This is a genomic window from Algoriphagus alkaliphilus, assembly GCF_900103735.1.
GTDB lineage: Bacteria > Bacteroidota > Bacteroidia > Cytophagales > Cyclobacteriaceae > Algoriphagus > Algoriphagus alkaliphilus.
Window position 1 is genome coordinate 1 of the sequence record NZ_FMXE01000039.1, and the last position, 26,058, is coordinate 26,058.

Sequence of the window (26,058 nt, forward strand, 5' to 3'; positions counted from 1 at the left end):
TCCGCTTGGATAGTTGATCTTGGCCACTGCTAGCTGAGCAGTAGCCTCAGCCAATTCGATTCTGGTAAATCCAGTGGAGGTATCCTGGGAATCGGTTTTGGTTTCAAACTTTTTGCACCAAGAATAAAAACTTACTTTTGAAATCCCCTCTCGATCCGCAAAAGCAGCTTTACTCAATCCGGATCGCTGCCATCTGTAAAACAGCTCATAGTAGGTTTCAATACTTGTCTTTTTCATCCCGCAACTTTAGCTCATAAAGCAAAGCACATCAAGATGTAGTTCCTCGGAGGGATACAGATATTTGAGAAAAAGAATCCAGGAAGTCTGCTCCACATAATCCAGTTCCGAGCCACAGCCCGCATCCTTGTGGAGTATATCGTCTACGTTTTTAAAAGTTTGTTCGAACATTGGGGGTACTAGTTTTTGGGAGGGATAAAGATAGGATTCTCGGGGGAAAATGGCGGATGAGGTTAGTGTAGAAAAGGGTAGACCCATATTATAAGTTGTCCCAATTCCGGTTTTCCCGAAATTACCGGGACAGGCATTGCAACAGTGCATTCATTGTTTGTTCTTCGCGGGCAAGGAAAATCTAGTTGTTACCAGCAGTTTTTGTTAACTATTATTCATTTTGTCTATCCAATTTTTAAAAGGTTCCCAGTGTCTTTCTACCCATTGAGATGTTAAAAAATAATCTTTAAAGAATTTTTCATTCGCATAATAACGACTTCTACCATCAATACCGGTAATTTCTTTGTCAGAACTTCTTAATACTTCAAAGTTTTGGTCAAAAATATTTTTGGAATATTCTTTGTTTTGAAGATTTTCAATTTCGTTTTGAGATACTAAATTCTGTTCAAACAATTTTCTCATATTGTATTGGACAAATTGTCCAATTTTCATACCGTCTACAGTTGTCTTGATGTTTATTGTAGATTTTTTGTTTTGCTTTTTACTTTCTGTTTTTATGTTGACTCTCTTGTCCAATTGCAAAAGTTTAATGCTTCTAATAAACAATTCCGATGTGTCGTTGTCTTCGTTAATGTTATTTAATAATGGGTCAACAATAGAACTAAAAAATGATTCATTACTTATAAAGTTTACAGAAATCATTTCATCATTAATCAATTTATTTGCCTCTTCAATAAGTTCACGGATTGGTTTCTCCGTTGCTGGATTAGCTTTAGGTGTAATAAAAATAGCGCTAAACTTATTAAAGTCATTAAAATATGTTTGCAAAACAAATATTGTCCTAAATATTTTTTTTAAAACTACATTTTCTGTGTCAGCATAATTTAGCCCAGCGTAATGAAAAGCAATGTCGATTCCAAAAACAGATTTTTCAGTTGTATTTAAGCCAATTACGTCAATTTCAGCTTGCTTAATAAGTTGGTTATACGTATTGTTTTTAAAAATTTCGCTGAACAACGGGGACGATTTTATTTTATCAAAAAGTTTCCTAGATTTTTCCTCTTCGTATTCAGTTATTTTCCATTTACTACTCGTTTTCCAATTTGTCTGTACAATTCTACAGTCTTCAACGTGCTTCAAATAACTTGCTATTAAATTTTCTCCTATTTCTATTTTCATTGTTGGGTTGCGCTGTGCGTTTTAAAATTGCTGCCAACTCGTCTATTCATAGTACCTATCGTGCATCTATTTCTTTATTTGTCTGCATTAGTGCAACTTTTGACGAATTTCCTATCTCAATAACAGCCTAAATCCTTCTTTTCACAATACCCAGTACTGGGTATTTTTTGAGGTTTTTGGAAAAAAAACGGAAGGTTCTCTCCCTCGGCTCTTTAGTTTGGGCTTCGATATACGCTACTATCGTAGCTCCAGTGCTCAGCCTGACAATTGGGCTTTTGTCTCAGACTTGGACCCAGAATAAGCTTCAATTCTTTGGCTTCCTCAGTTTATTAATGTCGGCTGCGTGCCTTGTGGTGATTTGACCCGATAACCAACAGAGATTATAACATCAAGATTATAGTGGTCGATTTCCCGTTCCACTTCTCGCGACCCTTCCAGTTGAACTGTCCGGAATTTCCGGACAGTTCAACTTTTGTCCAATTCTCCTTCCCGAAAGACATTGCCGAGATGTTCACTGATGGTCAGCTTGTCCTTACCAAACAAAGCCCCCATATGTGCCTGAGTCAGCCAAACGGTTTCTTCCTCCAGGCGCACATCGATTTTTATGTTTCCGTCATGGATTTGGTAGATCAGGATGTCGCTGTTCATATTGGATTCAGTTACAATGGCTTTTGAAAATCTTTATTGCCACTTGGATATTTTTAGTGCAAATTTGAGAGAAGACTTTGGCTTGGATTATAATAATCTATCTTCTAAAGATAGCGTTTGAACTGAATTATCCCCGTTTTGGGGAGGATATTTTTTGAATTTCGAAACACGATTTATGAAGTAAGAAGTTTCCACACTTTGACCTCATTTATAGGTGGAGGAGTTGCCTCACAAGATCTTTTAGCTTCAAATTTGCCAGTCAAAGTTCGAATCTTGCAAAATTAGGAGGGAGTCGCGCCTAAAGCACTTCTACCCTTAATTTTTGAACTTGGGCGTTGACTAGAAAATTATTTGGACTGAAAGATCTATTTAGGCAATTCCCCCTTTTCAAAGGGGTTGGGGGATTTTTAAACAAAAAAGGAACAGGCTCTCGCCCATTCCTCTTTACCAATAACTCAATAACCAATAACTATTTCCCCTCTTTACCAAGCAATCCCGTAATCATCTCCGTAATTACTGGCGGCGCCCCAGAGGGTGCCGTGCTTCCAGTCCAGCCAGATGGCGGTGATTGGGCCTGAGGTCTTGGTCCAGAAGTCCATCACATAGCCCCGCTTAAGTAAGTCCTTGCGAACCCAGTCGGGGGTATCATTGCGCAAAGTAATCGCTCCCGGCTTGATCTCATGATCTCCGAAGCTGCTCTGCATCTGATAGGAATTGAAGTTTGGGGCTTCGGCAGCTTCCTGCACATTCATATCAAATTCGACTACATTGAGGAAAAACTGAAGTAGATTTTGGTCTTGAGAATCTCCGCCCTGCACGGCAAAAGCTAACATCGGTTTGCCATCTTTCAAGGCTAAACTAGGTGTCAGGGTTACCCTTGGTCGTTTTCCGGGTTCGGGAAGGTTGTAAGGGTTCAGATTTTCATCCAGAACAAAACTTTGCATCCGTTGCGAAAGTCCCACACCGGAATTTCCGGCGATCACCGCAGGGATCCAGCCCCCGCTTGGGGTTACTGAAACCACCCAACCTTCTGCATCTGCGGCCTCTACTGAAGTAGTTCCACTTTGGAAGTCTGCCAGGAATTTTTCATCCACCAGCGAATTGATTTCGGATGGGTCCAGCATGGCAAGTGCCTTTTGATTCTTTTTCAATAATTCCATGTAAGGGTTCGTACCTCCCTGAAAAGGGTAGGGATCCCCGGGTCCAAGCTTCGGATCATTGACGTGTCCGATCAGCTTTGCGCGTTCCTTTGCATATTCTTTGGAGAGTAAACCTTTCATCGGTGACTTGACAAAAGCCGGATCGCCGTAATAAAAATCACGGTCTGCAAAAGCTAAGCTCATCGCTTGATAGACGGTGTTGATGTAGTTGGCGGAGTTATACCCCATTGACTTGAGGTCAAAGTTTTCCAGGATGTTCAGTGATTGAAGCAAAGCAGGTCCTTGTGTCCATTCCTGCAGTTTGTAGACATCGATGCCCCGGTAATTTACGTGAAGAGGTTCCTCAATTTTTACTTTCCAATTGGCAAGGTCTGCTTCAGTGAACAGTCCGCCCTGCTCTCTGGTACCACGGACGATTTCTTTGGCGATGTCTCCTTTATAAAATCGGTCATAGGCAGCGTAGATGGCTTCCTTTCTGGTTTTTCCTGCTTTTAGCGCTGACTTTTCAGCTTCGACCATTTTGGATAAAGTCTGGTACAAATCCTCCTGAACGAAGATTTCCCCCGCTTCGGGTGCTTCTCGTTTTTCTCCCGGATGGGTAAGGAAAACTTTTTTGGAATAAGGCCATTCCTTGATTTGTGCCTTTCCCTTTTCAATATTATCTGCGGTCTGAGCTTCGATCGGATAGCCTTTGGTTAAGTCCATAGCCGGACGGAGGATTTGCTCCAACTTCATCGTGCCATATTCAGCCAGCATGGTCATGATTCCGCCCGGAGTGCCGGGAGTCGTTGCGGCCAAAGGACCGTATTGCGGAGGATAATCCATGCCTTGAGACTTGTAGAATTCCACTGTGGCACCTGTCGGGGCATAACCAAGTGCATTGATGGCAATTACTTTTTTTGTGTTGGGATTGTATATTAAAGCCTGAGTTTCTCCGCCCCATGACAGGACGTCCCACATGGTGGAAGTGGCCGCTATCATCGCACAGGCTGCATCGACGGCATTTCCTCCTTGCAGGAAAATCGCCGCTCCTGCAGTGGCCGCAAGTGGTTTTCCGGTGATAGCAACCCAGTTTTTCCCATGTAAAATGGGGCGCTGATTAGGGGTAGTGCCGGCCCCATGTCCAGGTAGCCCTTGGGAGAAAGAGGAGTGGGTGAGGAGGAGGAGGGCTAGTAGTAAAAGGTTTTTCATATTGGTTTGGGTGACTGATTTCGGATTTCGGAAGTCGGATTTCGGATGTCGGGTGACCGATGTTGGATGACCGATGTCGGATGTCGAGTGACCGATGTTTGATGTGATTTAATCTTTTGGGTTTAACAATATCATCATTTTAATAATGTATCTATTTTAATTACAGGAAGGAGATTGGATTTGGGCTTCATCGGTCATCTGTCATCGGACATCAAACCTGTAGAGAAATGAAAATGAGCCATAACTTAGCAACCCCCTCAATCACCCTCATCCAACAGCTGATTCATGATAGGAACAAAACCCGGGAACCTGGAATTATAATTTGTGAAGAGTTGGAAAATGGATCCATTCTTTTTCAAATCCATCTCATTTTCTTCCACAAAGGCTTGCATTTCGGCAGCCTTTTCTCCGAAAATTTTAAATAGTTCTTTCCGCTTTTTTGGAACTTCAAAGAGATCTTTTCCTTTCAGGTAGTAATACACATTTCGCTTAATGATCTGATCGTTTCGATTCCCTACCATCAAGGCGGTATTGTAGTTGGATTCTTTGAAAATTGCTTTGGTTCTTCGCATCAAAGGTAAATCTCCTTCTACCAATACCTCGAAAAAACCGGAAATGGGTACATTGTCTTCTTTGAAATCCATACCGTTTACAAAGTATCGGGGCACTTTGTAGCTGCTGTCCATCCAGACTATATTCTGAATTCTTTGTCCGGCCATGGTGGAAACCAGATTGTTTTCCGGCTCCATCAATTCGAATGTATTGGAATTGATGTTGTATCGAACTCGAAATCCTTCCAAGACAGTTTGATCTCGGTAGAGTAGGATAGAGGCCACATTCCATTTGTTGTCGAGGTAGAAATTTCCCTCCAGTTTTTTGGGTTCGGGAGCAATTCCATAAACCGTATTTCCAATGAAGTTTGGTCGCTCCACCAGCAGTCGGCTGACATTGGTGGCACGAATGGTTTTTTGCAAGGCAGCACCCGTGCCTTCACTTCCAAATCTGACCAAGTAGATGTTTCCAAGGTTTAGGTCACCTTTGAGTTGAATTACTTGCTCATAGGTATTATAACCGGGCAGGGTGATGGCGAGATTATACTTTTGAGAAAGGATATTTTCTATCAGAAAATATCCTGCTCCGTTGCTCAAGTCACCATAGTCCGTGTTTCGAAGTGTGGCTGATGCTCCCTCTATATATTCCCTCGTGTCAAAATCCATGACCCTTCCACTTAGGCTGAAATTTTGACCAAAACCCAAAAATGGAAGTAAAATGGTCAAGCAAAGGAAATAGATTTTTCGTAGTTCGATCATTTCTCAAATTACATTGAATGATAAAGTAATATAGTCCAAACTTAGAATTGATGCTAAATGATATGAGTTTGGCTGGTTTGAATTTTTAACAGAAGGTTAAGGATTGGCTTTGTATTGTTTAACACCGTATATTTGAAAGGGTCGGTTTTGTTTAGACCTTATTTATTTCTTTAAATCACCAATAATTTGAGTTTTATTAATTTCAATTTTGAGCCTTCACTACAGGAAGGTCTCGATGCCATGGGTTTTGATCGCCCGACTCCAATTCAGGAAATGGCAATTCCGGTAATCATGCAAGGCAAAGATTTGATTGCCTGCGCTCAAACCGGCACAGGAAAAACCGCAGCGTTTGTACTTCCTATTCTCAACAAAATATCCAAGTCAGGTTCAAATAAACTGAATACCTTGATTTTGGCACCTACCCGTGAACTTGCAATTCAGATTGATCAGCAGATTCAGGGTTTTTCTTACTTTTTAGGAGTGAGTTCGGTGCCAATCTATGGTGGAGGCGATGGGATTGTGTGGGAACAACAAAAGAAGGCTCTGGAGACCGGAGCAGAAATCGTGGTGGCTACACCGGGTCGCTTGATAGCATTGCTGGCAGGAGGGAAAATGGACCTAAGCACATTAGAGCATTTGGTCTTGGACGAAGCTGATCGAATGATGGATATGGGTTTTTCGGATGATATCCTTAAGATCGTCAACTACCTGCCTCAGAAACGCCAAACAGTTCTTTTCTCGGCTACCATGCCTCCAAAGATCAGACAGTTCAGTATGAAATTTCTGCATAATCCCGAGGAAATTTCGCTCTCAATAGGGAAAACTGCCGAAGGGGTGACACAATCGATGTACTCTGTTTACGATGGCCAAAAAGAAGAATTGGTACGTCATATTCTTTCTCAGAAGGCCTACGAATCGGTAATCATTTTCGCCTCGACCAAAGACAAAGTGAAAGCGCTTTACAAAGTACTCAGAAAAGAATTTGACATTGAGGCTTTCCACTCGGATCTCGAGCAGTTGGAGCGGGAGAAGATCATGTCAAACTTCAAAAATAAGGCAGTGAAAATCCTGATCGGTACAGATATCATATCCCGTGGAATTGATGTGGTGGGGATTGAGTTAATTATCAACTATGATACTCCAAGTGATCCGGAAGATTATGTTCACCGGGTAGGGCGTACGGCAAGAGCGGATAAGGAAGGCGAAGCCATTACATTTGTCAATCCAAAAGATCAGCACAAGTTTGTGCGAATTGAAAGCCTAATCGGAATGGAGATCACCAGAAATCCAATGCCAGAAGGCTTTGAAAGAGGTCCAGAATACTTGGGAGAAAAGGCGAAATCCTCAGGATTTTCATCAGGAGGAGATGGCAAGTCAAAAAACAAAAAGAAGAAAAAGCCGGGAAATAAACCTGCGGGTGAAAAAAGAAATTCAGAATCAGGTTTCAAGCCTAGGGCAGATTTTAAAAATGCTCCGCCAGCTCATAAACAAGAAGCACCGAAACAAGAAGCTAAAAAAACTGAGCCCTCGGATACTCCAAAATCGGAAACGCCGAGTAAGTACGGACAGCGAAAAAATGTGATTGACTCCTGATTTTCAGGGGATTGTTTTGGTTTTTATGAAGTACTTCAGGTAACTTGAAGTACTTTTCATTTTTAACCAAAGCGCTATGCAAACCATCAAATTCAGATCAAGGGGCCCCTATGTCTCTTATCTTCAGGAACTACTCGGGAAATTAGGCTATCAAATTTCTGCCACCGGTTACTTTGGCAATCTTACGGACGCAGCAGTAAGGGATTTCCAGAAAAAAAACAACTTAGTAGAAGACGGCGAAGTCGGTATCAAATCTTGGACAGTTTTGATTGACAAAACCAGACCAGCCCAAACCCTCAGTGACAAATTTTTGGGTGAACAAGACTTAAGAGATTTTGCTCAAAAGCACAATCTGGAGCTTGCAGCAGTAAAGGCAGTAAATGAAGTAGAAAGTAGTGGCAAAGGCTTTTTCGTAGACGGCCGGCCAAAAATCCTTTTTGAAGGACATATCTTTTGGAGACAGCTTCAGGAAAGAGGCCTCAACCCGAGTACCCTGTCCAATGCTTCGAATGAGGATGTGCTGTATTCCAGATGGACCAAGTCGCACTATCTTGGTGGTACAAGAGAATATGATCGGCTGGAAAAGGCTTCCAAGCTTTTGCCAGATCCCAAAGTAAAAGAGGCCGCATTGGCCTCTGCGTCTTGGGGTAGTTATCAGATTATGGGTTTTCATGCCAAAAAGTTGGGATACGATTCAACACAAACTTTCGTTGACCAAATGTACATTCACGAACGATATCAACTGGAAGCCTTCGGCAGATATATTGCTGCATACGGTTGCATCAACCACTTACGTTCAAAGAATTGGGCTGCTTTTGCCAAATGCTACAACGGGCCAAGCTATGCTCAAAATAAATACGATATAAAAATGGCTCAAGCCTATCAAAAACACTTAAACCATCAATGAACTTAAAGGAACTTAATCAGCTATTTCAGAGAGATTTAGAGAAGCTTGGGAATGAATTAAAGTCTTATTCAAAGGAAGAAAATCTCTGGATACTTGAAAAGGGAATTGCTAATTCGGCAGGAAATCTGACGCTCCATATTTTTGGAAATTTAAGGCATTTCATCGGATTAGATTTTGGAGGAATTGCCTATTTAAGAAATAGAGAGCGTGAATTTGGTGTAAAAGGTGAAACGCGGGAGTCTTTATTGGAGGAATTGGAAGAGGTTAAAAAAATCGTTTCAAATTCAATTCTTGGACTAAATCCCAGTCGTCTCGGAGACAAATCCCTGCATGATTTCTTTGGACATGGGATGTCCATAGGTTTCTTTCTGATTCACCTATATGGGCATTTTAATTACCATTTAGGACAAATTAATTACCACCGAAGATTGCTGGATTGATTTATTAAAAAGATTGTTAAAACTGATTCGATCCGGTTCGGATTTTTATAGAAAATTCACTTTCTGTACTATTTTTATTTGATGGGTGCCTTATCAACAAATATTCTTCTTTTTTTGGCATACTCTTTTTGATCAATGTGCCTGCCTATTTTCTTGGGCTAAGAATTGAAGGGAATGAACAAAAAAGGCGCCTTTGGTTTGAACCACCGGGTTTTGTTAGACAATTGTTTGGGTCTTTCTTTTCCTATTACTTGCAATTTTACGCTATAAACTGGTTCAGATTGAAGCTGATTACCTTGCTAAAATGACCATCGGACTGGCTGTTGTTTGTGATAGCTATGCCTATTATACCCTGGGATTGGAAAAGCTCACGGGAATCTCCGCCTTGAAATTTGGGCTCATCGGGAATGTAGTTGTTATTTTGGTCGCACTTTGGGTGGGAGTGACGCTAGCTGAACTTTCTTCCAACCTTTCTCACCTGGTTTTCCCAATAGTAGCTTGGACTTTTTTTGCAACGAAGATTATTTTGGGTCAGCCCCTGTTGGCAAAAAATTAAACCTGTTCCGTTTTTTTATCAAAAAGAAAAATAAGTAAGCCCAGGGCAAGTATGCCTAATCCCGCAAAGCTTTCCATCGGTCTATCCCAGAAAAGGTAAATCATCACCCCACTACTGAAGATGATGTAACTATATTGAAGCCAAGGTTTAAAAGGGCTCTTGAACCCAATTTCCTTTTTTATTCTGAGTGAAGAATATACCGTAATTGTTCCCATCAGCTGCAGGACAAATCCAGCATAAAGCATAATCTGCTCAAAAGATCCGGATAGAAAGAGTATTAAACTGATTCCTGTATTAAGCAGAATTGACCGCACCGGTATTCCATTGGTATTTACTTTGGCCAATGGCTTCCAAAGCTTGAAGTCCTTTGCCATTGCATAGGTGATACGGGGACCTATCCAAGCATATCCCGAAATGGTAGCGATCAGTTGAATCCCAATAAAGAAGCTTACCCAGAGCGCCCCTGTTGTCCCGAATAAATTACCAAAAGCAATATCTGCTACCTCTACCTTTCCAATTAGCTGTGCAATTGAAGCATGTCTCAAAAAGACCATCTGGAGTAGGAGGTAGACTACCATAACTGAGAAAGTAGCCCAAATCAGGGCTTTTGGCAGATTTTTTTCCGGATGATCCACTTCCTCGATTATATATGCAGCTGAATTCCATCCCGTGTAGGCATAGAAAACATAGATCAGCGAAACGGCGAATCCTGGCATTATCACTTCTTTTTGCCAGGAAGAGGAAAAATCAAATGATGAGACTTCGGCAGAAGAAGAATATCCGAAGCCCAAGATTATCAAAAGGATTACAAAAGCAATTTTGATCAAGGTAAGAACATCCTGAAAATGGGCCGACCGGCTCACTGAAAAAATGTGAGCAACTGGTACAGCTAACAAAAAGAACAAACCAGGGTAAATCGTATTGCCTAAAATAGGGCTCAAATAACCATTCATTGCCATGGCAGCAATGGCTATGGGGGCAGAGAATCCAACAGTTAGAGAAACCCAAGCATATAAATAGCCAACTGCGGGATGAATGGCTTCCGAAAGGAAAATGTAATCTCCGCCAGTTTTCCGGAAGTGAGTACCCAGTTCTGCATAGGTAAAGGCACCGACGAGAGCCATCACTCCGCCCAAAGTCCAAAGCAAAAGTATGGACCAGGTATTTTGAACTTCTAGCAGCTGGAAACCCAAGCTAGTGAAGACACCTGTACCAATCATACTGGAGATTACCAGTCCGGCAGCAGTTTTCCATGAAATCTTGGAGGTGGCGTAGCTCAAAGGCTTAATTTATTTGGGTCTTGCGAGTTATTCCAAAAATGGAGCAACACTATTTTTTTTCCTTCAACCAAGTAAAAAAGGGTTATATGCTTATTGATGAGGAATTTTTGAACTTTCTTTTCCTCAACTTTCTGAAAAGTGTAATAATTCGTGAGAAGTAATTCTAATTTCTCGTCGACATCTTGGACAAATTTATTAGCTACTCGTAAAGACCATTTCTTTTCCAAATACTCTAAAATTTGGATGTATTCTTCTGAAGCATTATATGTCCATACAAACTCCACTATTGGAAAAGATGAGGAAATTTTAACTTTAGTTCATCTTTCATTTCTTTATGGGTTTTTGTTCTTCCATTTTCCAAGTCGTCTAAACCTCTATTTATTCCTTCTCTTTCTTGCTCAGAAACTTGAAATATGGTTTCATTGCTTTCGTTTGCAGCTTTCAACTCAAATAAATAATTTAAGAGTGATTGATTTTCAAGGTTTGTGATCCAATCAATTAAATCTTGTTTTTCTCCTGCTGTAATCATGACTTTTATAATTTTGATATAAGTTAAAAATTATTCCTTGGAATGATTTGGTAATAAACGAAAAAAGCATTCCGAAAATTCAGGATGCTTTTAGTCGAAATACTTACGTGGATATGCCTAAAGGTTGCTCTGACAATTTCCAAAAATCAATCGAAAATCGAATGGAAGACCGAAGACGGGAGACCGAAGTAGCCTAGATCTATTTTTACGCCTGTTCTATATTCAAGTATCATCTACAGGTGAAGAAGTAGTGGAAAAAGCTGGAAGACAGAAGACCGAGGACCGAAGTTATAATCAACATCCGTTGTTTATAAAGTATTTCAATAGTCTAATTGATTCAATTGGATATTGATCAAGGTTGACTTTGAACTTACTTTAAGTATTCAGAAGCTACTTCACCTGTAGATGATATCAATCGGTGTGGCTTTTACTTTCTCCTCAAAAGCTTTCCAGTCACCTAAGTTTAGCGGCAACATTAGTCCATGTCTTTCCACCATCCTGAGTTACCTGCAAGTTGCCATAATCAGTTCCTATCCAGATTACGTTTTTGTCTACCGGACTTGGAGCAATTGCAATAATTGTCGTGTGGTTTTCTGCGCCTGTGATGTCAAAAGTCAATCCACAGGTAAACTGCTGTCGCTGCTTTGTAGAATCATTGGTGGTCAAATCAGGAGAAATAATTTCCCAAGTTTCCCCTGAATCTGTAGACTTATGCAAAAATTGAGAAGCATAATAAACGGTATTCACATCATGTGGATCCTGTGCGATAGCCGCATTCCAGTTATATCTCAAGAATACATCTTTGTCAGGATGCGTTGGTCTAATGGTTCTGTTGTGTCTCGTCAACTTGTCAAATCTCGAAACGTTACCACCCTGAGACATGGTATAGCCATATCGGGAATCAGCAGGATGAGAAACCACATCGAAATCATCACCGAAGGAGAGCTCCTGCCAGTAGGTATTTCGGATGCCATCGACTCTCCAAAGATAGGCCGGATCGGTCCAGGAACCGTTATCCTGCATTCCTCCATATACATTGTATGGGATTTCATTATCCACATTGATGTGGTAAAACTGGCCCACCGAAATTCCTTCAGCGAAGTATCAGGTTTTACCCATGTCACGGGAGATATTCAATCCCCCATCATTTCCATTGATCTAAAGGGAAGGGTCGTTGGGATTGATATACCACATGCGTGATGGTCGGGATGTACGCCTTCATAGGAGAGTAGTTCACGGAAGCTCTTCCCATGTCTTCCGCATTAAGCTTCTTCCAATTGTCCCCACCATCATGGGTTACATAAAGGCCAGAGGATTCCCCTCCTGATTCAAAAAACCATGGGTAACGTCTGTGCTGCCACATGTTGACAAAGATCTTATTGGGATTATTTGGGGCCATGATCATTTCACCCACACCGGTTTTGGTGTCGATGTAAAGGATTTTTTTCTAGGTCTTTCCGCCATCTGTCGTTTTATATAGGCCACGGTACTCTTGCTCTCCCCAGGGAGAACCGATCGCTCCAACAAATACCGTGATTGGATCATCAGGATGTAGAATGATTCGATGAATTGCTCTTGTTTTCTCCAAGCCCATCATCTGCCAAGTTTTTCCCGCATCCATGAATCGATAGACTCCATATCCCATATTGAACGAGTTATTGGGATTTCCTTCGCCGGTACCTACCCAAATAATATTCGGGTTTTTCTGATAGATGGAAATCGCACCGATGGAGTGGACTTTCTCATTGTCAAAAATCGGTTTCCAAGTGATTCCCCCAGAGTTGGATTTTCAGAGTCCGCCAGAGGCTGAACCCGCATATATAATGTTGGGATTGTCATGGATGGCATCGACGGCAGTAATTCTGCCACTCATTGCTCCCGGCCCGATACTCCTGGCTTTCATGGACTTAAAATAAGTCCATGTTGACATGTTATGCTTCTATTCCGAAGCTGAACAAGACCGCCAAAATCAAGAGATGGATTTTTTCCATTTAATTAAGAAGATTTCTTTTACTTCATTAATTAATATGTGTATCCGCACTGATGCACGTGGACTAGATTTGGGGTATTTTGTATGCGGATACACGTCCACAGACGACTGTCAACAGTCCACAGCACATTCAATTGGAACTTAATTCTACCTTTATTTGGGTACGTGCAGCTAACCGAATACACATATTAATTAAAATAAAAACAAAGGACTCGGAATCGGTTTTTTATTCCAATGGGAGAGAGCGAGCGGGAAATATTCCCGAATCGATTTTTTACTGCTGGTTTGCGGTTTGAACGAGATTTCTTTTTCTTTAGAAAAAAATTACTCAATATGATTAAAAGTATATTGAAGCCTTTTATAGGGCTTTTTCTTTTTGTGGGGGTCCTGGGGGCAAATGCTCAAAACGGTCGATTTCAACAAGCCGTCCAGTACACCATGGATGTGAATATGGATGTCCAGAGCAATCAGTTTACAGGTAAGCAGGTACTCAAATACACCAATAACTCTTCTGATACACTGAATAGAGTGTTTTATCATTTGTATTTCAATGCGTTTCAACCCGGCTCCATGATGGATGTCCGATCCAGAACCATAGCAGATCCAGATAGACGTGTAGCATCCCGAATTGCCAATCTAAAGCCAAACGAAATTGGCTACCTCCATGCCAAAAGTTTGACAATGAACGGAAAAGCCCTGAAGTTCAAAGAGGTGGAAACGATCCTTGAGGTGGATTTGGAGGAAGCGGTTCTACCTCATTCTACCGTGACTTTTGAAATGGAATTTGAAGGTCAAGTACCCATACAAATCCGAAGATCAGGCAGAGACAGTGAAGAAGGCGTGCGCTATTCCATGGCCCAGTGGTATCCAAAAATGGCAAATTATGACGAACAGGGCTGGCATGCAAATCCATACATAGGACGTGAGTTTTATGGCATTTGGGGAGATTTTGATGTGAAAATCACGATTGACAAAAGCTATGTTTTGGGTGGGACAGGTTACTTGCAGAATCCCAATGAAATTGGCCATGGATATGAAGACGAGGGCGTTAAGGTTCCCACGTCTTCAGGAAAGAACCTCACTTGGCACTTCAAAGCTCCTATGGTTCATGATTTTATGTGGGGAGCTGATCCTAAATACAAACACGACAAAGTGCTGATGGAAAATGGAATTACGGTGCACCATTTTTTTATACCAGGTGCAAAAACAACCGAAAATTGGGAAAAGCTGAAAGAGTACACTCCAAAAGCCATCGACTACCTTTCTAAGAATTTTGGGCAATATCCATACAAGCAATTCTCAGTAGTACAGGGAGGAGACGGAGGAATGGAATATGCGATGTCCACTTTGATTACTGGAGAAAGACCGTTGCAAAGTTTGGTTGGAGTGATGGTTCATGAATTGGCCCATAGCTGGTTTCATGGTGTTTTGGCAACCAACGAATCGCTTTATCCTTGGATGGATGAGGGATTTACCAGCTACGCCACCGATTTGACGATGGCCAATATTTTCCAAACCTCATCCAATCCGAACAGAGGCTCGTACAACGGATATTTTAGACTGGCAAAATCAGGTCTTGAAGAACCCTTGTCTACGCATGCGGATCACTATCATACCAACTCAGCTTATGGTGCAGCGGCCTATTCCAAAGGAGCTGTATTCTTGTCCCAATTGGGTTATGTGATCGGAGATGAAGTGAGAAACCGGGCAATGTTGCGGTATTTCGATACTTGGAAATTCCGTCATCCCAACGTGAATGATTTGGTCAGAATTATGGAAAAAGAAAGCGGGTTGGAGTTGGATTGGTATAAAGAATACTTTGTAAACTCGACAAAGACCATCGACTATGGGGTCAAAGAAGTAAAAGGAAGTGGTGGCAATACCGAAATCACACTCGAACGAATAGGATTGATGCCGATGCCTGTGGACCTGGTCGTAACTTACAAGGATGGAACTTCGGAGTTGATTTATCTGCCCTTGGTGATCATGAGAGGGGAGAAAGGTGCTGAGAACGGAATGCCGGTCAGAATTCGGACTGAGGCTTGGCCTTGGACGAATCTGACCAAAACGATGGTATTGACAAAAGATTTCAAAACCATTAAGTCTGTAGAAATCGATCCAAGCAAACGGATGGCTGACCTACAGCCTGAAAACAATAAAGTGGAGTTTTAGGGTCCACTTTATTAGTTATCCATATAACAAAAGGTGGCATTAATGCCACCTTTTGTTTTTTGGATCAACCGGCGTTCTTCTTATTCTGAACTTCAGTACGAATTTCCTGGGCCAGATTTTTTAGGTCCTGCATTCCTTTTCTTACTCTAGTTCCGGCTGCTTGATTGCCCTTCTCATAGAATTTCTCGAAATCACCTTCTAGGTCCATTACAAGATTTTTTACTTCACTAAATCTGTTCATAGTAAAAGTTTAATTTTAAGGTTGATGATAAGTTTATTACGTTTCAATATAGGTCAAATACTTACTAATTCAATCCAGAGGGCATTTTTTTTACTTTTTTTTTTATTCGACAATCGATAGTGCCAATTCTGAATTTTTATAGAACTCACTAGTGAGCTTGTCTTTTACAGATGCAAATGCCCGGATGGTTTCCTCGACGTCCGCTATCGTATGAACTGCTGTAGGGATTAATCTCAAGATAATCATTCCTTTAGGTATGACAGGATAAATGACCACTGAACAGAAAATACCGTAATTTTCTCTCAAATCCCGAGATAGTGCTGCCGCTTCTCCAACAGTTCCATTGAGTACTACAGGGGTAACCGGAGAATCTGATCTTCCAGTGCTGAATCCATTATCATGGAGCCCTTTTCTCAAAGCATGAACGATTTTCCAAAGGTCATCCTTCAATTCCGGCTTAGACCTCAAAAGTTCAAGACGCTTAAGCGCACCTTCTACAAGTAGCATCGGGAGCGATTTTGCGAAAATCTGCGAGCGCATATTGTATCTCAAATAAAGAATCACATTTGCATCTCCTGCGATAAAGGCACCTATTGATGCCATCGATTTTGCAAAAGTGGAGAAATATAAATCAATTTCTTCTTGTACTCCTTGCTCTTCACCTGTTCCAGCTCCGGTTTTACCCATTGTGCCAAAGCCATGCGCGTCATCTACCAAAAGTCTGAAATCAAATTTTTTCTTCAATTCAACGATCTCTTTCAGCTTACCTTGATCTCCGGTCATGCCAAATACACCTTCGGTGATGACCAAGATTCCGCCTCCGGTTTCTGCTGCCAGTTTGGTAGCGCGCTCCAGTTGCTTTTCGCAGTTTTCTATGTCGTTGTGAGGAAATACATAGCGCTTGCCCAAGTGCATTCTCAAGGCATCTATAATGCATGCGTGACATTCGGAATCATAGACTACCACATCTTTTCGATCCAAAATAGAATCGATTACCGACATAATCCCCTGATATCCGTAATTCAACAAGTAGGATTTCTCTTTGCCAACAAACTCCGCCAACTCGTCCTCAAGCTGCTCATGCAGGCTGGTTTGACCCGACATCATTCGAGCTCCCATAGGATAAGCGGCTCCCCATTTCGCAGCTGCCTCAGCATCAGCTTTGCGTACTTCCGGGTGATTAGCCAAACCGAGGTAATTATTTAGGCTCCATGTTAGCACCTCTTTTCCCTGAAATCTCATACGAGGCGCAATTTCGCCTTCAAGTTTCGGGAATGAGAAATAGCCGTCTGCAAACTCAGAGTGTTTGCCCAAAGGGCCCATGTTCGTTTTTAATTTTGCAAATAGATCCAAAGTAATATTGAATTTAGAGTTTCCTGAATTAATGAATTTTCATTAAAAGTCTTCAAAAATAATCTTTTACCCGTTGCAAAGCAAAAATCCGCCCGAAAGCTCTTGTATTCCTCATAAATCGAATATTTCCAAGTCAGTACAAAGTAGGATGATTATAAACGATCTGCCTAGAGCAGACTGGCCTGCCTGCCGGTAAAGTTGGTTAGGGAAGGTAATTCGGCCTTTAAAAATCAATTACAAACACATAAAAGCTCGGATTTATTTCCTTATTTCGCTTCGCGCCAATTGCCCAACCCAAATAATTCGTATTAGAGAACAATGCCAAAAATCAAAAAACTTTTAGTCGCAAATCGTGGTGAAATAGCACTTCGAATCATGCGTACAGCTCAGGAAATGGGAATCGCCACCGTAGCGGTTTTCTCAGAAGCAGATCGACTGTCTCCGCATGTTAAATTTGCCGATGAGGCAGTTTGTCTTGGCCCCCCACCATCCAACCAGTCTTATTTATTGGGAGAAAAGATAATTCAAGTCTGTATAGAACTTGGAGTGAATGCCATCCATCCGGGGTATGGATTTCTTTCGGAAAATGCCGCTTTTGCCAAAAAAGTATCCGAGTCAGGTTTGATATTTGTCGGTCCTTCACCCGAATCAATAGAGGTCATGGGCTCAAAGCTGGCAGCTAAGCAGGCGGTTTCCAAATATGATATCCCACTTGTCCCCGGAACAGAAGAAGCCATATCTGATATCCCAATCGCAAAGACAAGAGCTGCTGAAATAGGATATCCTATATTAATAAAGGCCTCCGCCGGTGGAGGAGGCAAAGGAATGCGGATCGTTGAATCTGAGTCAGAATTTGAGGAGCAAATGAACCGGGCTGTTTCTGAAGCGCAATCTGCATTTGGTGATGGAGCGGTATTTATCGAAAAATTCATCACTTCTCCTCGTCATATTGAGATTCAGGTTTTAGGGGATCAGCATGGAAATACGGTTTATCTTTTTGAACGGGAATGCTCAATTCAACGTCGGCATCAGAAAGTAATCGAAGAAGCACCATCAGCCGTGGTGTCGCCAGCAATGCGAAAAGCTATGGGTGAGGCCGCAGTAGGCGTTGCAAAAGCCTGCAATTATTATGGGGCCGGCACCGTGGAATTTATCGTCGATGATAAATTGAATTTTTTCTTTTTGGAAATGAACACGCGTCTTCAGGTAGAGCACCCGGTGACTGAAATGATCACGGGAAAAGATCTCGTTCGTGAGCAAATTTTAATAGCGGAGGGCAATCCGCTTTCATTTGCCCAGGAAGATCTTAAGATTCATGGTCATGCTGTAGAAATCCGCGTTTACGCCGAAGATCCCAAAAACAATTTTCTGCCTGATATCGGAACTCTTGTCACCTATAGAAGACCTCAAGGCCCCGGGATCCGCGTGGATGATGGCTTTGAGGAGGGAATGGATATTCCAATCTATTATGATCCGATGATTGCCAAGCTTATCACACATGGAGAAAACCGTCAGGATGCAATTGATCGCATGATCCGTGCAATCAATGACTACCGGATTACAGGGATTCAAACCACCCTGGACTTTTGCAGATTTGCTTTGGAGCATGAAGCTTTCGTTTCAGGTAATTTTGACACCAAGTTTGTAGAAAACTACTTTCGGCCTGAAAAATTGGAACCTGTTTTCTCTGAAGAAGAAAAGGAGTTGCTGGCGGCTTTGGCCGTGGAGTTTTTCGAAAAAGAAGAAAACCGTGTCAATCCTTCCAAGCCCATCAAGTCACTTCCCAGCACCAATTGGAAAAACCGACTGGTCTGATGGCAGAAATTTTACCGCTTAAAGCCTGGAGATATAATGAGAAGCTCGCTCAAAATTTGGAAGACTTAACTGCCCCGCTTTTTGATGTGGTGTCGACCAAGCAAAGAGAAGTGCTCTACGGAAATCCCCTCAACAGTATTCATCTCTCTGTACCACAAGGAGAAAATCCCAGCGAAAATGCTCAAAAGATTCTCCTGAGATGGAAATCAGAAGGTGTTCTTGATCAGGATTCATTACCCGGAATCTATGTTTACTACCAATATTTCCGTCTTCCGGGAGATCATGAGGAGCGCTGTAGAAAGGGATTCATCGCACAGATAAAAGCCTACGATTGGGAGGAAAATCAGATACTGCGCCATGAGAGTACGATTGTTTCTGCTGTGAATGACCGAATCGATTTACTTCGGGCTACAGAGATCCAGGCCAGTCCCACGCATGGCTTGTATGAGGATGAAAGTACAGAATTAGAATTTCATATGGATGCAGCCATCGCATCGCCCCTTTATGAATTGGAAGATTACCAAGGAGTCCGGGAAGTCTTGGGTGTGATTCACGATGCAAAAGTGATTTCGAGATTTTTAGCAGTTTTAGCTAATAAAAAAGTAATTCTCGCCGATGGACATCATCGCTTGGAAGGTGCTATTGAATATAGGAAGTTACAGCAAAACGCTTTTCCTGAGTCTAAATGGAAAGGCTCTGATTATCATTTGATGTACTTGACCAATGTACACGGCAATCACCTGAAGATCCTTCCGACGCATCGGCTTTTTTATGGCTTGGATCTTTCGGAAGCTGAACTTTTAGATCGAATCGGCCTATGGTTTGACATCCGCCCATTTGGTGATGCGGATGAATTGGTCAATTACACGTTCCAAAGGAAATGGTCATTCGGATTGATTCTTTCGGAAGAAGCCTATCTAATCAAGTTTAAGCCTGATCGATTCGAAGAAGTTCGTCCTGAATTGCCGGAGTCATTGAGAAATCTTGATTTGGTAATTTTACACCACATCTTGTTTGAAAAGATTTTGGGATTGAATGGAGAGCAGCAGCGAAAGTCAGATCAATTGGCGTTTGAGCGGAATTTCTCAAGGTGTGTTCGAGAAGTTCGCTTCGGAAAAGCAAGTTTTGCAATCATCACCCGGGAAATCGAATTGGAGCAAGTATTGGAAGTGTGTAAATCCGGAGCAGTGATGCCCCAAAAATCCACCTATTTTTATCCAAAAGCACTCGGGGGATTGCTTTTTGGAAGTATTAAGCAGGAAGAATTTGATTATGACTATGGAGCCTTTTTTGACCAAACTAACCGGTAAACGAATCATTTTGGCTTCCAATTCTCCCCGACGACAGGAGCTTTTGAAAGCTTTGGGAGTTGATTTTGAGGTGAAGGTTCATCCTGTGGATGAGACAGTCCCCACGGATTTACCCGCCGAGTATGCAGCAGCATATTTGTCAAAACTTAAGGCCGATAGCTTTCCGGTTCCTTTGGGAGAAAATCAAATCCTGATTACCGCGGATACCATTGTGATCGTGAAAGGCCGGATTTTGGGTAAGCCAAATTCGGAATTGGAAGCCTTTGAAATGATCAAAAGCCTATCGGGTGCCACGCATACGGTGATGACAGCGGTCACCTTCAAGGATTCCAAAAGACAGATTACTGTCGAAGATGAGGCAAGGGTTTCCTTCCGCTTTTTAGAAGAAGATGAAATCTGGTATTACATCCGAAACTTTAAGCCATTTGACAAAGCAGGTGCTTACGGAATACAGGAATGGATCGGATTTGTAGGGGTGACTTCAATCGAAGGATCGTACTTCACCGTGATGGGCTTCCCTCAGCATTTGGTCTATCAACAGCTGAAGAAGTGGTGAAAATACTGTACCTCACAGATGACACTGATAGGCACAGATCCTAAGAAACCCATCTTTGGACATCCGTGCTATCTGTGAGCACTTTAGAATTCAGATTGAATTATCTTTGGCAGATTCGATGGCTTAGCATGATCTTCCTTCAAAAAATAGCGCTCCCAACCGGAAATGCCCGGCAATTCCCCTTCAGTATTCCTGCTTTTAAGGGTTTGGAAACCTTGGATTTCAAAAGTCCGATTACTGTTTTTGTTGGGGAAAATGGTTCGGGAAAATCCACTTTACTCAAAGCTTTGGCCATGAAAATCAACCTTCCTGCGATCGGAAGCACAGATTTGGAGCAGGATGATACGTTAACTGGATTTAGGGAATTTAGCGAAGGAATCATTACCAGGTGGAAGCGGACCAAAACGTACAGGGGGTTCTTTTTCCGTGCGGAGGATTACTTCGGCTTTGTGAAAAGGCTCCGATCCATCGATCAGGAACTGAAAGGGGACATTGTAGACTTTGAAAAAAATCTCAGCGGCTACGGTCTCAAAGTGGCTGTTGGTGCAATTCAGGGGCAAAAGGAAGCCCTGCAACGTAAATACGGGGATTTGACTCAAGTATCACATGGAGAAGGTTTTATCAAAGTTCTCCAAAGTCGCATCCAACCGGAAGGTATTTACCTGATTGACGAACCTGAAGCCGCGCTTTCTCCGCAGCGTCAGTTGGCACTTTTTTCCATGATTAAAAATCTGGCTTTAAATGAAAACTGTCAGTTTATCATAGCTACGCATTCTCCGATACTGATGAGTCTTCCGGAAGCTCAAATCATGCAGTTTGATGATACAGTACATGAAGTAATGGTGGATGAAACGGAGCACTTCACAATCATGAAAAATTTCCTCAACAATCCAGAAGCGTTCCTTCGGTACCTCTAGCCTACAAGCAGATTTTTACCTACAATTGGCTCGACCAAAGCTCCATTTACAGCTTCAGGATTAGCTTTTAACCAATCGAGTGGTTCTAAAAGCAATTCATCGGATAAATCAAAGGTCCCAAAATGCATCGGGATGAAGTGCTTCCCACCCATTTCCTGAAAAACCTTGGCAGCATCCATCGGACTGATGTGGGCCGGATGCATAAACCACTCTGGTTTATAGGCCCCAACTCCCATCAGGGCATAGTCAGGGGAACCCATTGTTTCAGAGATCAATTTAAAATGAGATCCATAACCGGAATCACTCATAAAGTAGATGGTGCTCTCCCCGCTCTCGATATAGTAACCTCCCCATAGTCGCTGATTGGTATCCAACAAACCTCTTCGTGACCAGTGCCTTGTAGGAAGGAAGGTAATTCTAAGGGACTCTTTTATGTCATAGGTTTGAAACCAGCCTGCTTCCTGAATCTTATTTTTGGGCATCCAAGATTGTATTAAGGATCCCATATTCATTCCGGTCAGGATTTGAGCCTTCGGCAAAAGTTTTCCCAGTAATTTCAGCGTTGCTTCATCACAATGATCCCGATGGTCATGTGAAAGTAAAATATAATTCACATCGCGAAGTTGCTCTGGATCGATAGGGAGGGCTGAATTACGCTTCAGCACCCAGTTGTCCAGCCATACCGGATCTGTAAGAATGGTTACTCCTCCGATGTAAATAAGATAGCTCGCATGACCAAGCCAAATCAATTCATCTCGCCCATTGGGATGGAATGTTCCGATGTGATTTACCTCAAGCCGTCTTTTATCGGTTTTTTTAGCTTCTTCCTGAGGATTCTTATCCAATTTCCATTTGAGGACAGCAGCCAAACTCGCCTCAAAGGGATGATATAAATTCTGGAAAGTTCCATCGCTGAGTCGGGGAGTACCTTTCCAACCCGAAGGCTGTTTGTCGTAAGGTAGCTTGGGATTCGAAGTGTGGGTCAAGGTAGGAGGTCCGTTTAAATCCAAGTTGGACAAAATAATTCCCGCAGGAATCACGGCAGCCAAACTGGTAAGAAAAGTTCTTCTTCGCATTAGAATTAGATTACTAAAAACAAACCCCTGAAAGAGATAAAAAGTTGCTTTTGGGTGACGTCACTGCGAGCGGAGCAAAGCAGTCTTAATTTAAAAGCATGAATTTTTTAAAAGATTGCTTCGGGGCGAAGAATTAAGTGGAAACTTAATTCTTTATGGAAAGCCCCTCGCAATAACGTGTTTTCAGACCGCCGTTGGACATTCAGAGTTTACAAATTCCCTCTTAATTCCTGTTCCCGCTCAATCGCTTCAAAAAGCGCTTTGAAATTGCCTTTGCCAAAAGATTTAGCGCCCTTTCTTTGGATGATTTCAAAGAATAAGGTTGGACGATCCTGAACCGGCTTAGTGAAAATCTGGAGCAAATAACCTTCATCATCGCGGTCAACCAAGATGTTGAGATCCTTGAGTGGTTGGAGGTCTTCATCGATTTTTCCCACCCGATCCAAAAGATCATCATAGTAGGAGGAAGGGACTTCAAGAAATTCTACACCCCTGCGTCTTAACTCACTTACTGTATGACAGATATCATCTGTGGCGATGGCCATGTGCTGCACGCCCGGTCCACCGTAGAATTCCAGGTATTCTTCAATTTGGGATTTCTTTTTGCCCGCAGCAGGCTCATTGATCGGGAATTTGATGTAGCCATTTCCGTTGGAAACTACCTTTGACATCAGCGCGGAATATTCCGTGGAAATATCCTTGTCATCGAAGGTCAGAAGGAGCTTAAAGCCCATGACATGTTCATAGAACTCGACCCATCGGTTCATTTGTCCAAGTTCCACATTTCCCACACAGTGGTCGATGTATTTCAGACCGATTCCTGTGGGTTGATAGGTGCTTTTTCTGGGACGATAGCCCGGAAGAAATACGCCTTTGTAATTTTTTCGTTCGACAAACGTATGAATGGTTTCACCATAAGTAAAAATTGAGGCCACTTTTACTTCTCCAAACTGATCTTTGATCACTTCAGGTGCTGAAGCAGATTCTGCACCCCTGGAAGTGGTTTCCATCCACGACTTCTCTGCATCGTCTACCCATAGTGCGAGAACTTTCACTCCATCACCATGTCGCTGGATATGCTGGGCAATGGGGTGAATTGGGCCAAGTGGCGAGGTCAGGACAAGTCGGATTTTATCCTGCTTTAAAACGTAGGATGCTCTATCGCGAACACCTGTCTCCGGACCTGCATAGGCAATCAATTCAAATCCAAAAGCATATTGATAGAAAAGCGCGCTTTGCTTGGCATTGCCAACATAAAGCTCTACGTAGTCGGTACCGTTGAGGGGAAGAAAGTCCTTGTTCATGCGTGGGTTAAATTTGGGTTGCGAATTCTTATTCAAAGGTAGAAACAAAACCAAAGAATATTTGGTTTGTCTTAAAACTTTTTTTGAATAATCGCTCACCGATGCCACGGATAGTCACAGATAAAAGGTTGCTTCAATTTTAAGTTAAAGATCAGTGCTGATCTGGGAAAAATCTGTGAGCTAAGGCCTCATTCCTGCGGGTTCTGATTTCTCCACAGCGTGATCCAAGCCATGATCAAAAAGGTCAATGCCCAGGTTCCCAAAACCGTTTCCATCGCCAACCAAAGCAGAAAAAAGTAGTAAGGTACTGCCAAAACGAAACCGATCAGAAATTTCCAGGTAGCGCTGAACACCTCGTCTTCCACGCTATTTCTTTTCCATAACCAAAGCCAATAGAGCGGCAGGTTGAAAATCTTCATCAGCTTATTATTCAAACTCCCAACAGTTGGGATAGGATTCAGGACTTTCCCTGTTTCCAAAAAGGTATGAACCTCAACTTTGGAGGTTAGATCCACCTCATTTTCTATTAATCGTTGAAGTGTATGCGCATAGTTTTCATCCGGAATATCCACGATCAAAGACTTCAAGGCATTTTCCACACTTTTAGTCAGTTTGCCGGATTGAGAGGAAGGCATATCTACCGGTATGAATTTTCCGAAAGTGATTCTGACTGTACTTCCGGATCGCATGTGTGCGCTAAACTGTAATCCCACAGGCAATATCACAGGGTCAAGTTCAGGGTATTTTTCCTTCAGACCAAAAGCCATTCGGGTAAATCCTTTGCTCAATGGTCTCAGATTTCTTACCAGACTGTGACTTCCTTCTGCAAAGACAACGACTGTTCCATTTTTGCGCAGCACCTCAAAAGTCTGATCAAAAGTCTGGTGATTGTGCTGAATTGTGGAAAATCCATCCCGTACCCTGTACACAGGAAGCATCCGGATGAAATGTAGGAGTTTGGATACTATTGGATTGGTGAATACGGCAGCTCGGGTCAGAAACCAGGGATTGAGCCGGGTGTGAGTGGCTAGCAGCAAGGGGTCAATCAATGCATTTTGATGATTGGCTACCAAGATAACCGGACGATTTTTGGGGAGATTTTCTTTGCCCTCAACGATGATTTTTTTAAAATATCCATGAAGGGATACTTTTATCAATAATCTTAAAATCGCATTAATCAGATCTTTCATTCGCGTAATTTCCAAAGGCTGGCGATAGTCATGCCAGATATGAGATGCCAAATGCCCCACAGTGCAGTGATGATTGCCATGCCTCCAAGGCCCTCAAAGTAAGTAAAAATCAATACCAGCCCCAACCCGGAATTTTGAATTCCTGTCTCAATTGTCAGCGTTTTAATATCTGCAATGGGTAGGCCACCGAGCTTTCCTGTCAGAAAACCAGTGCTTAAGGCAATGAAATTATGAGCGAGTACCCAAACGAAAATCATTCCGATATACTGGATAAAAATGTTAAAATTTCCGGCAAATGCCAGACCCACAAAAGCTGCAAAAATCAAAATACTCAGCGGCTTGAGGATTTTGGCGGCTTTGTCGGCGAATTTGGGGAATCTCTTATGAGTAAAAATTCCCATAATGAGCGGCAGGCCCAGGATAATACCGACTGTAAAAAAGACATCAGAAATATTCAAACTTATCTCCCGCAGCAGGAGGGAAGTGGGCTCGTAAAATCCCGCCCAAAGCGCAAAGTTCAATGGGGTACTGAAAATGGATAAAATGGAAGAAAAGCCGGTCAGACTTACCGAAAGTGCGGTATTGCCTTTGGCGAGGCTTGTCAGAAAATTAGACACATTTCCACCGGGGCATGCCGCGACCAAAAACATTCCCAACGCTACACTTGGGGGTGGCTTGATTATGGAAATCAAAACCCAAGTCAAAAACGGTAAAAGTAAAAACTGGGAAAATATCCCCATAAAAAATCCTTTGGGATTTTTCAGGAGGTATCGGAAATCCTCCCATCGCAGATCCAAGGCTACACCGTACATGATCAAGGCTAGCGCAAGATTGAGCAAGAGCAAATCGCCCTGTGAGAAGTTTAGGCGAATGGAATCAAGCGGGTTGGAGGAGCTCATTACCCGAAAATCACGGGAATAGTTGATAATTCAA

The 26,058-nt window shown here is 42.3% G+C and carries 27 protein-coding genes and 1 pseudogene; 9 read left to right on the plus strand and 19 right to left on the minus strand.

Annotated features, from left to right (window positions below; genetic code table 11):
* The 7 genes and pseudogenes from tnpA to BLQ81_RS19260 all read right to left on the minus strand — a co-directional run.
* Nucleotides 1-237: IS66 family insertion sequence element accessory protein TnpA (gene tnpA / locus BLQ81_RS19235; RefSeq protein WP_092733827.1), on the minus strand; the 237-nt coding region annotated here is incomplete at its 3' end.
* A gap of 9 nt (nucleotides 238-246) precedes the next feature.
* Complete coding sequence (locus tag BLQ81_RS22395; RefSeq protein WP_175454286.1) at nucleotides 247-408, minus strand: hypothetical protein; 162 nt, start codon at nucleotides 406-408, stop codon at nucleotides 247-249.
* Nucleotides 409-612: 204 nt separating this feature from the next.
* Entirely contained in the window at nucleotides 613-1,587 is a 975-nt protein-coding gene (locus BLQ81_RS19245) for a hypothetical protein (protein WP_092733833.1), read from the minus strand.
* Between the two features lie 321 nt (nucleotides 1,588-1,908).
* Nucleotides 1,909-2,040: pseudogene (gene rhuM, locus BLQ81_RS22980) on the minus strand (RhuM family protein); the annotation flags it as partial.
* Nucleotides 2,041-2,052: 12 nt separating this feature from the next.
* A complete protein-coding gene (locus BLQ81_RS22830) occupies nucleotides 2,053-2,235 on the minus strand; it encodes a hypothetical protein (protein ID WP_245693317.1) in 183 nt (60 codons plus the stop codon).
* 482 nt (nucleotides 2,236-2,717) lie between these two features.
* The gene (locus BLQ81_RS19255; protein WP_092733835.1) at nucleotides 2,718-4,586 is read right to left on the minus strand and encodes a gamma-glutamyltransferase family protein; all 1,869 of its coding nucleotides are present in this window, start codon (nucleotides 4,584-4,586) and stop codon (nucleotides 2,718-2,720) included.
* Between the two features lie 257 nt (nucleotides 4,587-4,843).
* Nucleotides 4,844-5,896 carry a carboxypeptidase-like regulatory domain-containing protein gene (locus BLQ81_RS19260; protein ID WP_092733838.1) on the minus strand — a complete coding sequence of 351 codons (1,053 nt, stop codon included), beginning with the start codon at nucleotides 5,894-5,896 and terminating at the stop codon, nucleotides 4,844-4,846.
* 186 nt (nucleotides 5,897-6,082) lie between these two features.
* Between BLQ81_RS19260 and BLQ81_RS19265 the strand changes: the two genes are divergently transcribed.
* From BLQ81_RS19265 to BLQ81_RS19285, 4 genes are all read left to right on the plus strand, one after another.
* On the plus strand, nucleotides 6,083-7,489 hold the full coding sequence (locus tag BLQ81_RS19265) for a DEAD/DEAH box helicase (RefSeq protein ID WP_092733841.1): 1,407 nt from the start codon (nucleotides 6,083-6,085) through the stop codon (nucleotides 7,487-7,489).
* Between the two features lie 76 nt (nucleotides 7,490-7,565).
* Complete coding sequence (locus BLQ81_RS19270; protein ID WP_092733844.1) at nucleotides 7,566-8,396, plus strand: N-acetylmuramidase domain-containing protein; 831 nt, start codon at nucleotides 7,566-7,568, stop codon at nucleotides 8,394-8,396.
* The gene (locus BLQ81_RS19275) at nucleotides 8,393-8,836 is read left to right on the plus strand and encodes a DUF1572 family protein (protein ID WP_092733847.1); all 444 of its coding nucleotides are present in this window, start codon (nucleotides 8,393-8,395) and stop codon (nucleotides 8,834-8,836) included. The genes BLQ81_RS19270 and BLQ81_RS19275 overlap by 4 nt, the downstream gene beginning before the upstream one ends.
* A gap of 304 nt (nucleotides 8,837-9,140) precedes the next feature.
* A complete protein-coding gene (locus BLQ81_RS19285; protein ID WP_092733853.1) occupies nucleotides 9,141-9,392 on the plus strand; it encodes a hypothetical protein in 252 nt (83 codons plus the stop codon).
* Here the strand turns inward: BLQ81_RS19285 and BLQ81_RS19290 are convergent.
* The 6 genes from BLQ81_RS19290 to BLQ81_RS22845 form a co-directional block, all read right to left on the minus strand.
* Nucleotides 9,389-10,672 carry an APC family permease gene (locus BLQ81_RS19290; RefSeq protein ID WP_245693318.1) on the minus strand — a complete coding sequence of 428 codons (1,284 nt, stop codon included), beginning with the start codon at nucleotides 10,670-10,672 and terminating at the stop codon, nucleotides 9,389-9,391. The two genes, BLQ81_RS19285 and BLQ81_RS19290, sit on opposite strands and share 4 nt — an antisense overlap.
* Nucleotides 10,669-10,956, minus strand: coding sequence for a type II toxin-antitoxin system RelE/ParE family toxin (locus BLQ81_RS23200; RefSeq protein WP_175454287.1), 288 nt, complete (start codon nucleotides 10,954-10,956; stop codon nucleotides 10,669-10,671). Before BLQ81_RS23200 ends, BLQ81_RS19290 begins: the two co-directional genes overlap by 4 nt.
* Complete coding sequence (locus BLQ81_RS19300; protein ID WP_092733859.1) at nucleotides 10,956-11,201, minus strand: hypothetical protein; 246 nt, start codon at nucleotides 11,199-11,201, stop codon at nucleotides 10,956-10,958. Before BLQ81_RS19300 ends, BLQ81_RS23200 begins: the two co-directional genes overlap by 1 nt.
* 453 nt (nucleotides 11,202-11,654) lie before the next feature.
* Nucleotides 11,655-12,284: a WD40/YVTN/BNR-like repeat-containing protein gene (locus tag BLQ81_RS22835; protein ID WP_245693319.1), complete on the minus strand. Its 630-nt coding sequence runs from the start codon at nucleotides 12,282-12,284 to the stop codon at nucleotides 11,655-11,657.
* A gap of 61 nt (nucleotides 12,285-12,345) precedes the next feature.
* Nucleotides 12,346-12,606 (minus strand): hypothetical protein, encoded by a 261-nt coding sequence (locus BLQ81_RS22840; RefSeq protein ID WP_245693320.1) that lies wholly within the window; start codon nucleotides 12,604-12,606, stop codon nucleotides 12,346-12,348.
* A gap of 42 nt (nucleotides 12,607-12,648) precedes the next feature.
* The gene (locus BLQ81_RS22845; RefSeq protein WP_245693321.1) at nucleotides 12,649-12,846 is read right to left on the minus strand and encodes a beta propeller repeat protein; all 198 of its coding nucleotides are present in this window, start codon (nucleotides 12,844-12,846) and stop codon (nucleotides 12,649-12,651) included.
* A gap of 678 nt (nucleotides 12,847-13,524) precedes the next feature.
* Between BLQ81_RS22845 and BLQ81_RS19310 the strand changes: the two genes are divergently transcribed.
* Nucleotides 13,525-15,363: a M1 family metallopeptidase gene (locus BLQ81_RS19310; RefSeq protein WP_092733941.1), complete on the plus strand. Its 1,839-nt coding sequence runs from the start codon at nucleotides 13,525-13,527 to the stop codon at nucleotides 15,361-15,363.
* A gap of 64 nt (nucleotides 15,364-15,427) precedes the next feature.
* Here the strand turns inward: BLQ81_RS19310 and BLQ81_RS19315 are convergent, their stop codons facing one another.
* Nucleotides 15,428-15,604 carry a histone H1 gene (locus tag BLQ81_RS19315; RefSeq protein ID WP_092733861.1) on the minus strand — a complete coding sequence of 59 codons (177 nt, stop codon included), beginning with the start codon at nucleotides 15,602-15,604 and terminating at the stop codon, nucleotides 15,428-15,430.
* Nucleotides 15,605-15,706: 102 nt separating this feature from the next.
* Nucleotides 15,707-16,957, minus strand: a complete 1,251-nt coding sequence (locus BLQ81_RS19320; protein ID WP_092733864.1) for an aminotransferase class I/II-fold pyridoxal phosphate-dependent enzyme — start codon at nucleotides 16,955-16,957, stop codon at nucleotides 15,707-15,709.
* 318 nt (nucleotides 16,958-17,275) lie between these two features.
* Between BLQ81_RS19320 and BLQ81_RS19325 the strand changes: the two genes are divergently transcribed.
* From BLQ81_RS19325 to BLQ81_RS19340, 4 genes are all read left to right on the plus strand, one after another.
* On the plus strand, nucleotides 17,276-18,772 hold the full coding sequence (locus BLQ81_RS19325; RefSeq protein ID WP_092733867.1) for an acetyl-CoA carboxylase biotin carboxylase subunit: 1,497 nt from the start codon (nucleotides 17,276-17,278) through the stop codon (nucleotides 18,770-18,772).
* A complete protein-coding gene (locus BLQ81_RS19330) occupies nucleotides 18,772-20,082 on the plus strand; it encodes a DUF1015 domain-containing protein (protein ID WP_092733870.1) in 1,311 nt (436 codons plus the stop codon). The genes BLQ81_RS19325 and BLQ81_RS19330 overlap by 1 nt, the downstream gene beginning before the upstream one ends.
* Complete coding sequence (locus BLQ81_RS19335; RefSeq protein WP_092733873.1) at nucleotides 20,051-20,638, plus strand: Maf family nucleotide pyrophosphatase; 588 nt, start codon at nucleotides 20,051-20,053, stop codon at nucleotides 20,636-20,638. The genes BLQ81_RS19330 and BLQ81_RS19335 overlap by 32 nt, the downstream gene beginning before the upstream one ends.
* A gap of 74 nt (nucleotides 20,639-20,712) precedes the next feature.
* Nucleotides 20,713-21,555, plus strand: a complete 843-nt coding sequence (locus BLQ81_RS19340; protein ID WP_175454288.1) for an AAA family ATPase — start codon at nucleotides 20,713-20,715, stop codon at nucleotides 21,553-21,555.
* Here the strand turns inward: BLQ81_RS19340 and BLQ81_RS19345 are convergent.
* The 4 genes from BLQ81_RS19345 to BLQ81_RS19360 all read right to left on the minus strand — a co-directional run bounded on the left by BLQ81_RS19345 (nucleotide 21,552) and on the right by BLQ81_RS19360 (nucleotide 26,024).
* Entirely contained in the window at nucleotides 21,552-22,631 is a 1,080-nt protein-coding gene (locus tag BLQ81_RS19345) for an MBL fold metallo-hydrolase (protein ID WP_092733879.1), read from the minus strand. The genes BLQ81_RS19340 and BLQ81_RS19345 overlap by 4 nt on opposite strands.
* Nucleotides 22,632-22,840: 209 nt before the next feature.
* On the minus strand, nucleotides 22,841-23,935 hold the full coding sequence (hppD, locus tag BLQ81_RS19350; protein WP_092733882.1) for a 4-hydroxyphenylpyruvate dioxygenase: 1,095 nt from the start codon (nucleotides 23,933-23,935) through the stop codon (nucleotides 22,841-22,843).
* 188 nt (nucleotides 23,936-24,123) lie between these two features.
* Nucleotides 24,124-25,125 (minus strand): 1-acyl-sn-glycerol-3-phosphate acyltransferase, encoded by a 1,002-nt coding sequence (locus BLQ81_RS19355; protein WP_092733886.1) that lies wholly within the window; start codon nucleotides 25,123-25,125, stop codon nucleotides 24,124-24,126.
* Nucleotides 25,122-26,024, minus strand: coding sequence for a bile acid:sodium symporter family protein (locus BLQ81_RS19360; RefSeq protein ID WP_092733889.1), 903 nt, complete (start codon nucleotides 26,022-26,024; stop codon nucleotides 25,122-25,124). Before BLQ81_RS19360 ends, BLQ81_RS19355 begins: the two co-directional genes overlap by 4 nt.
* Between the last annotated feature and the right edge of the window lie 34 nt (nucleotides 26,025-26,058).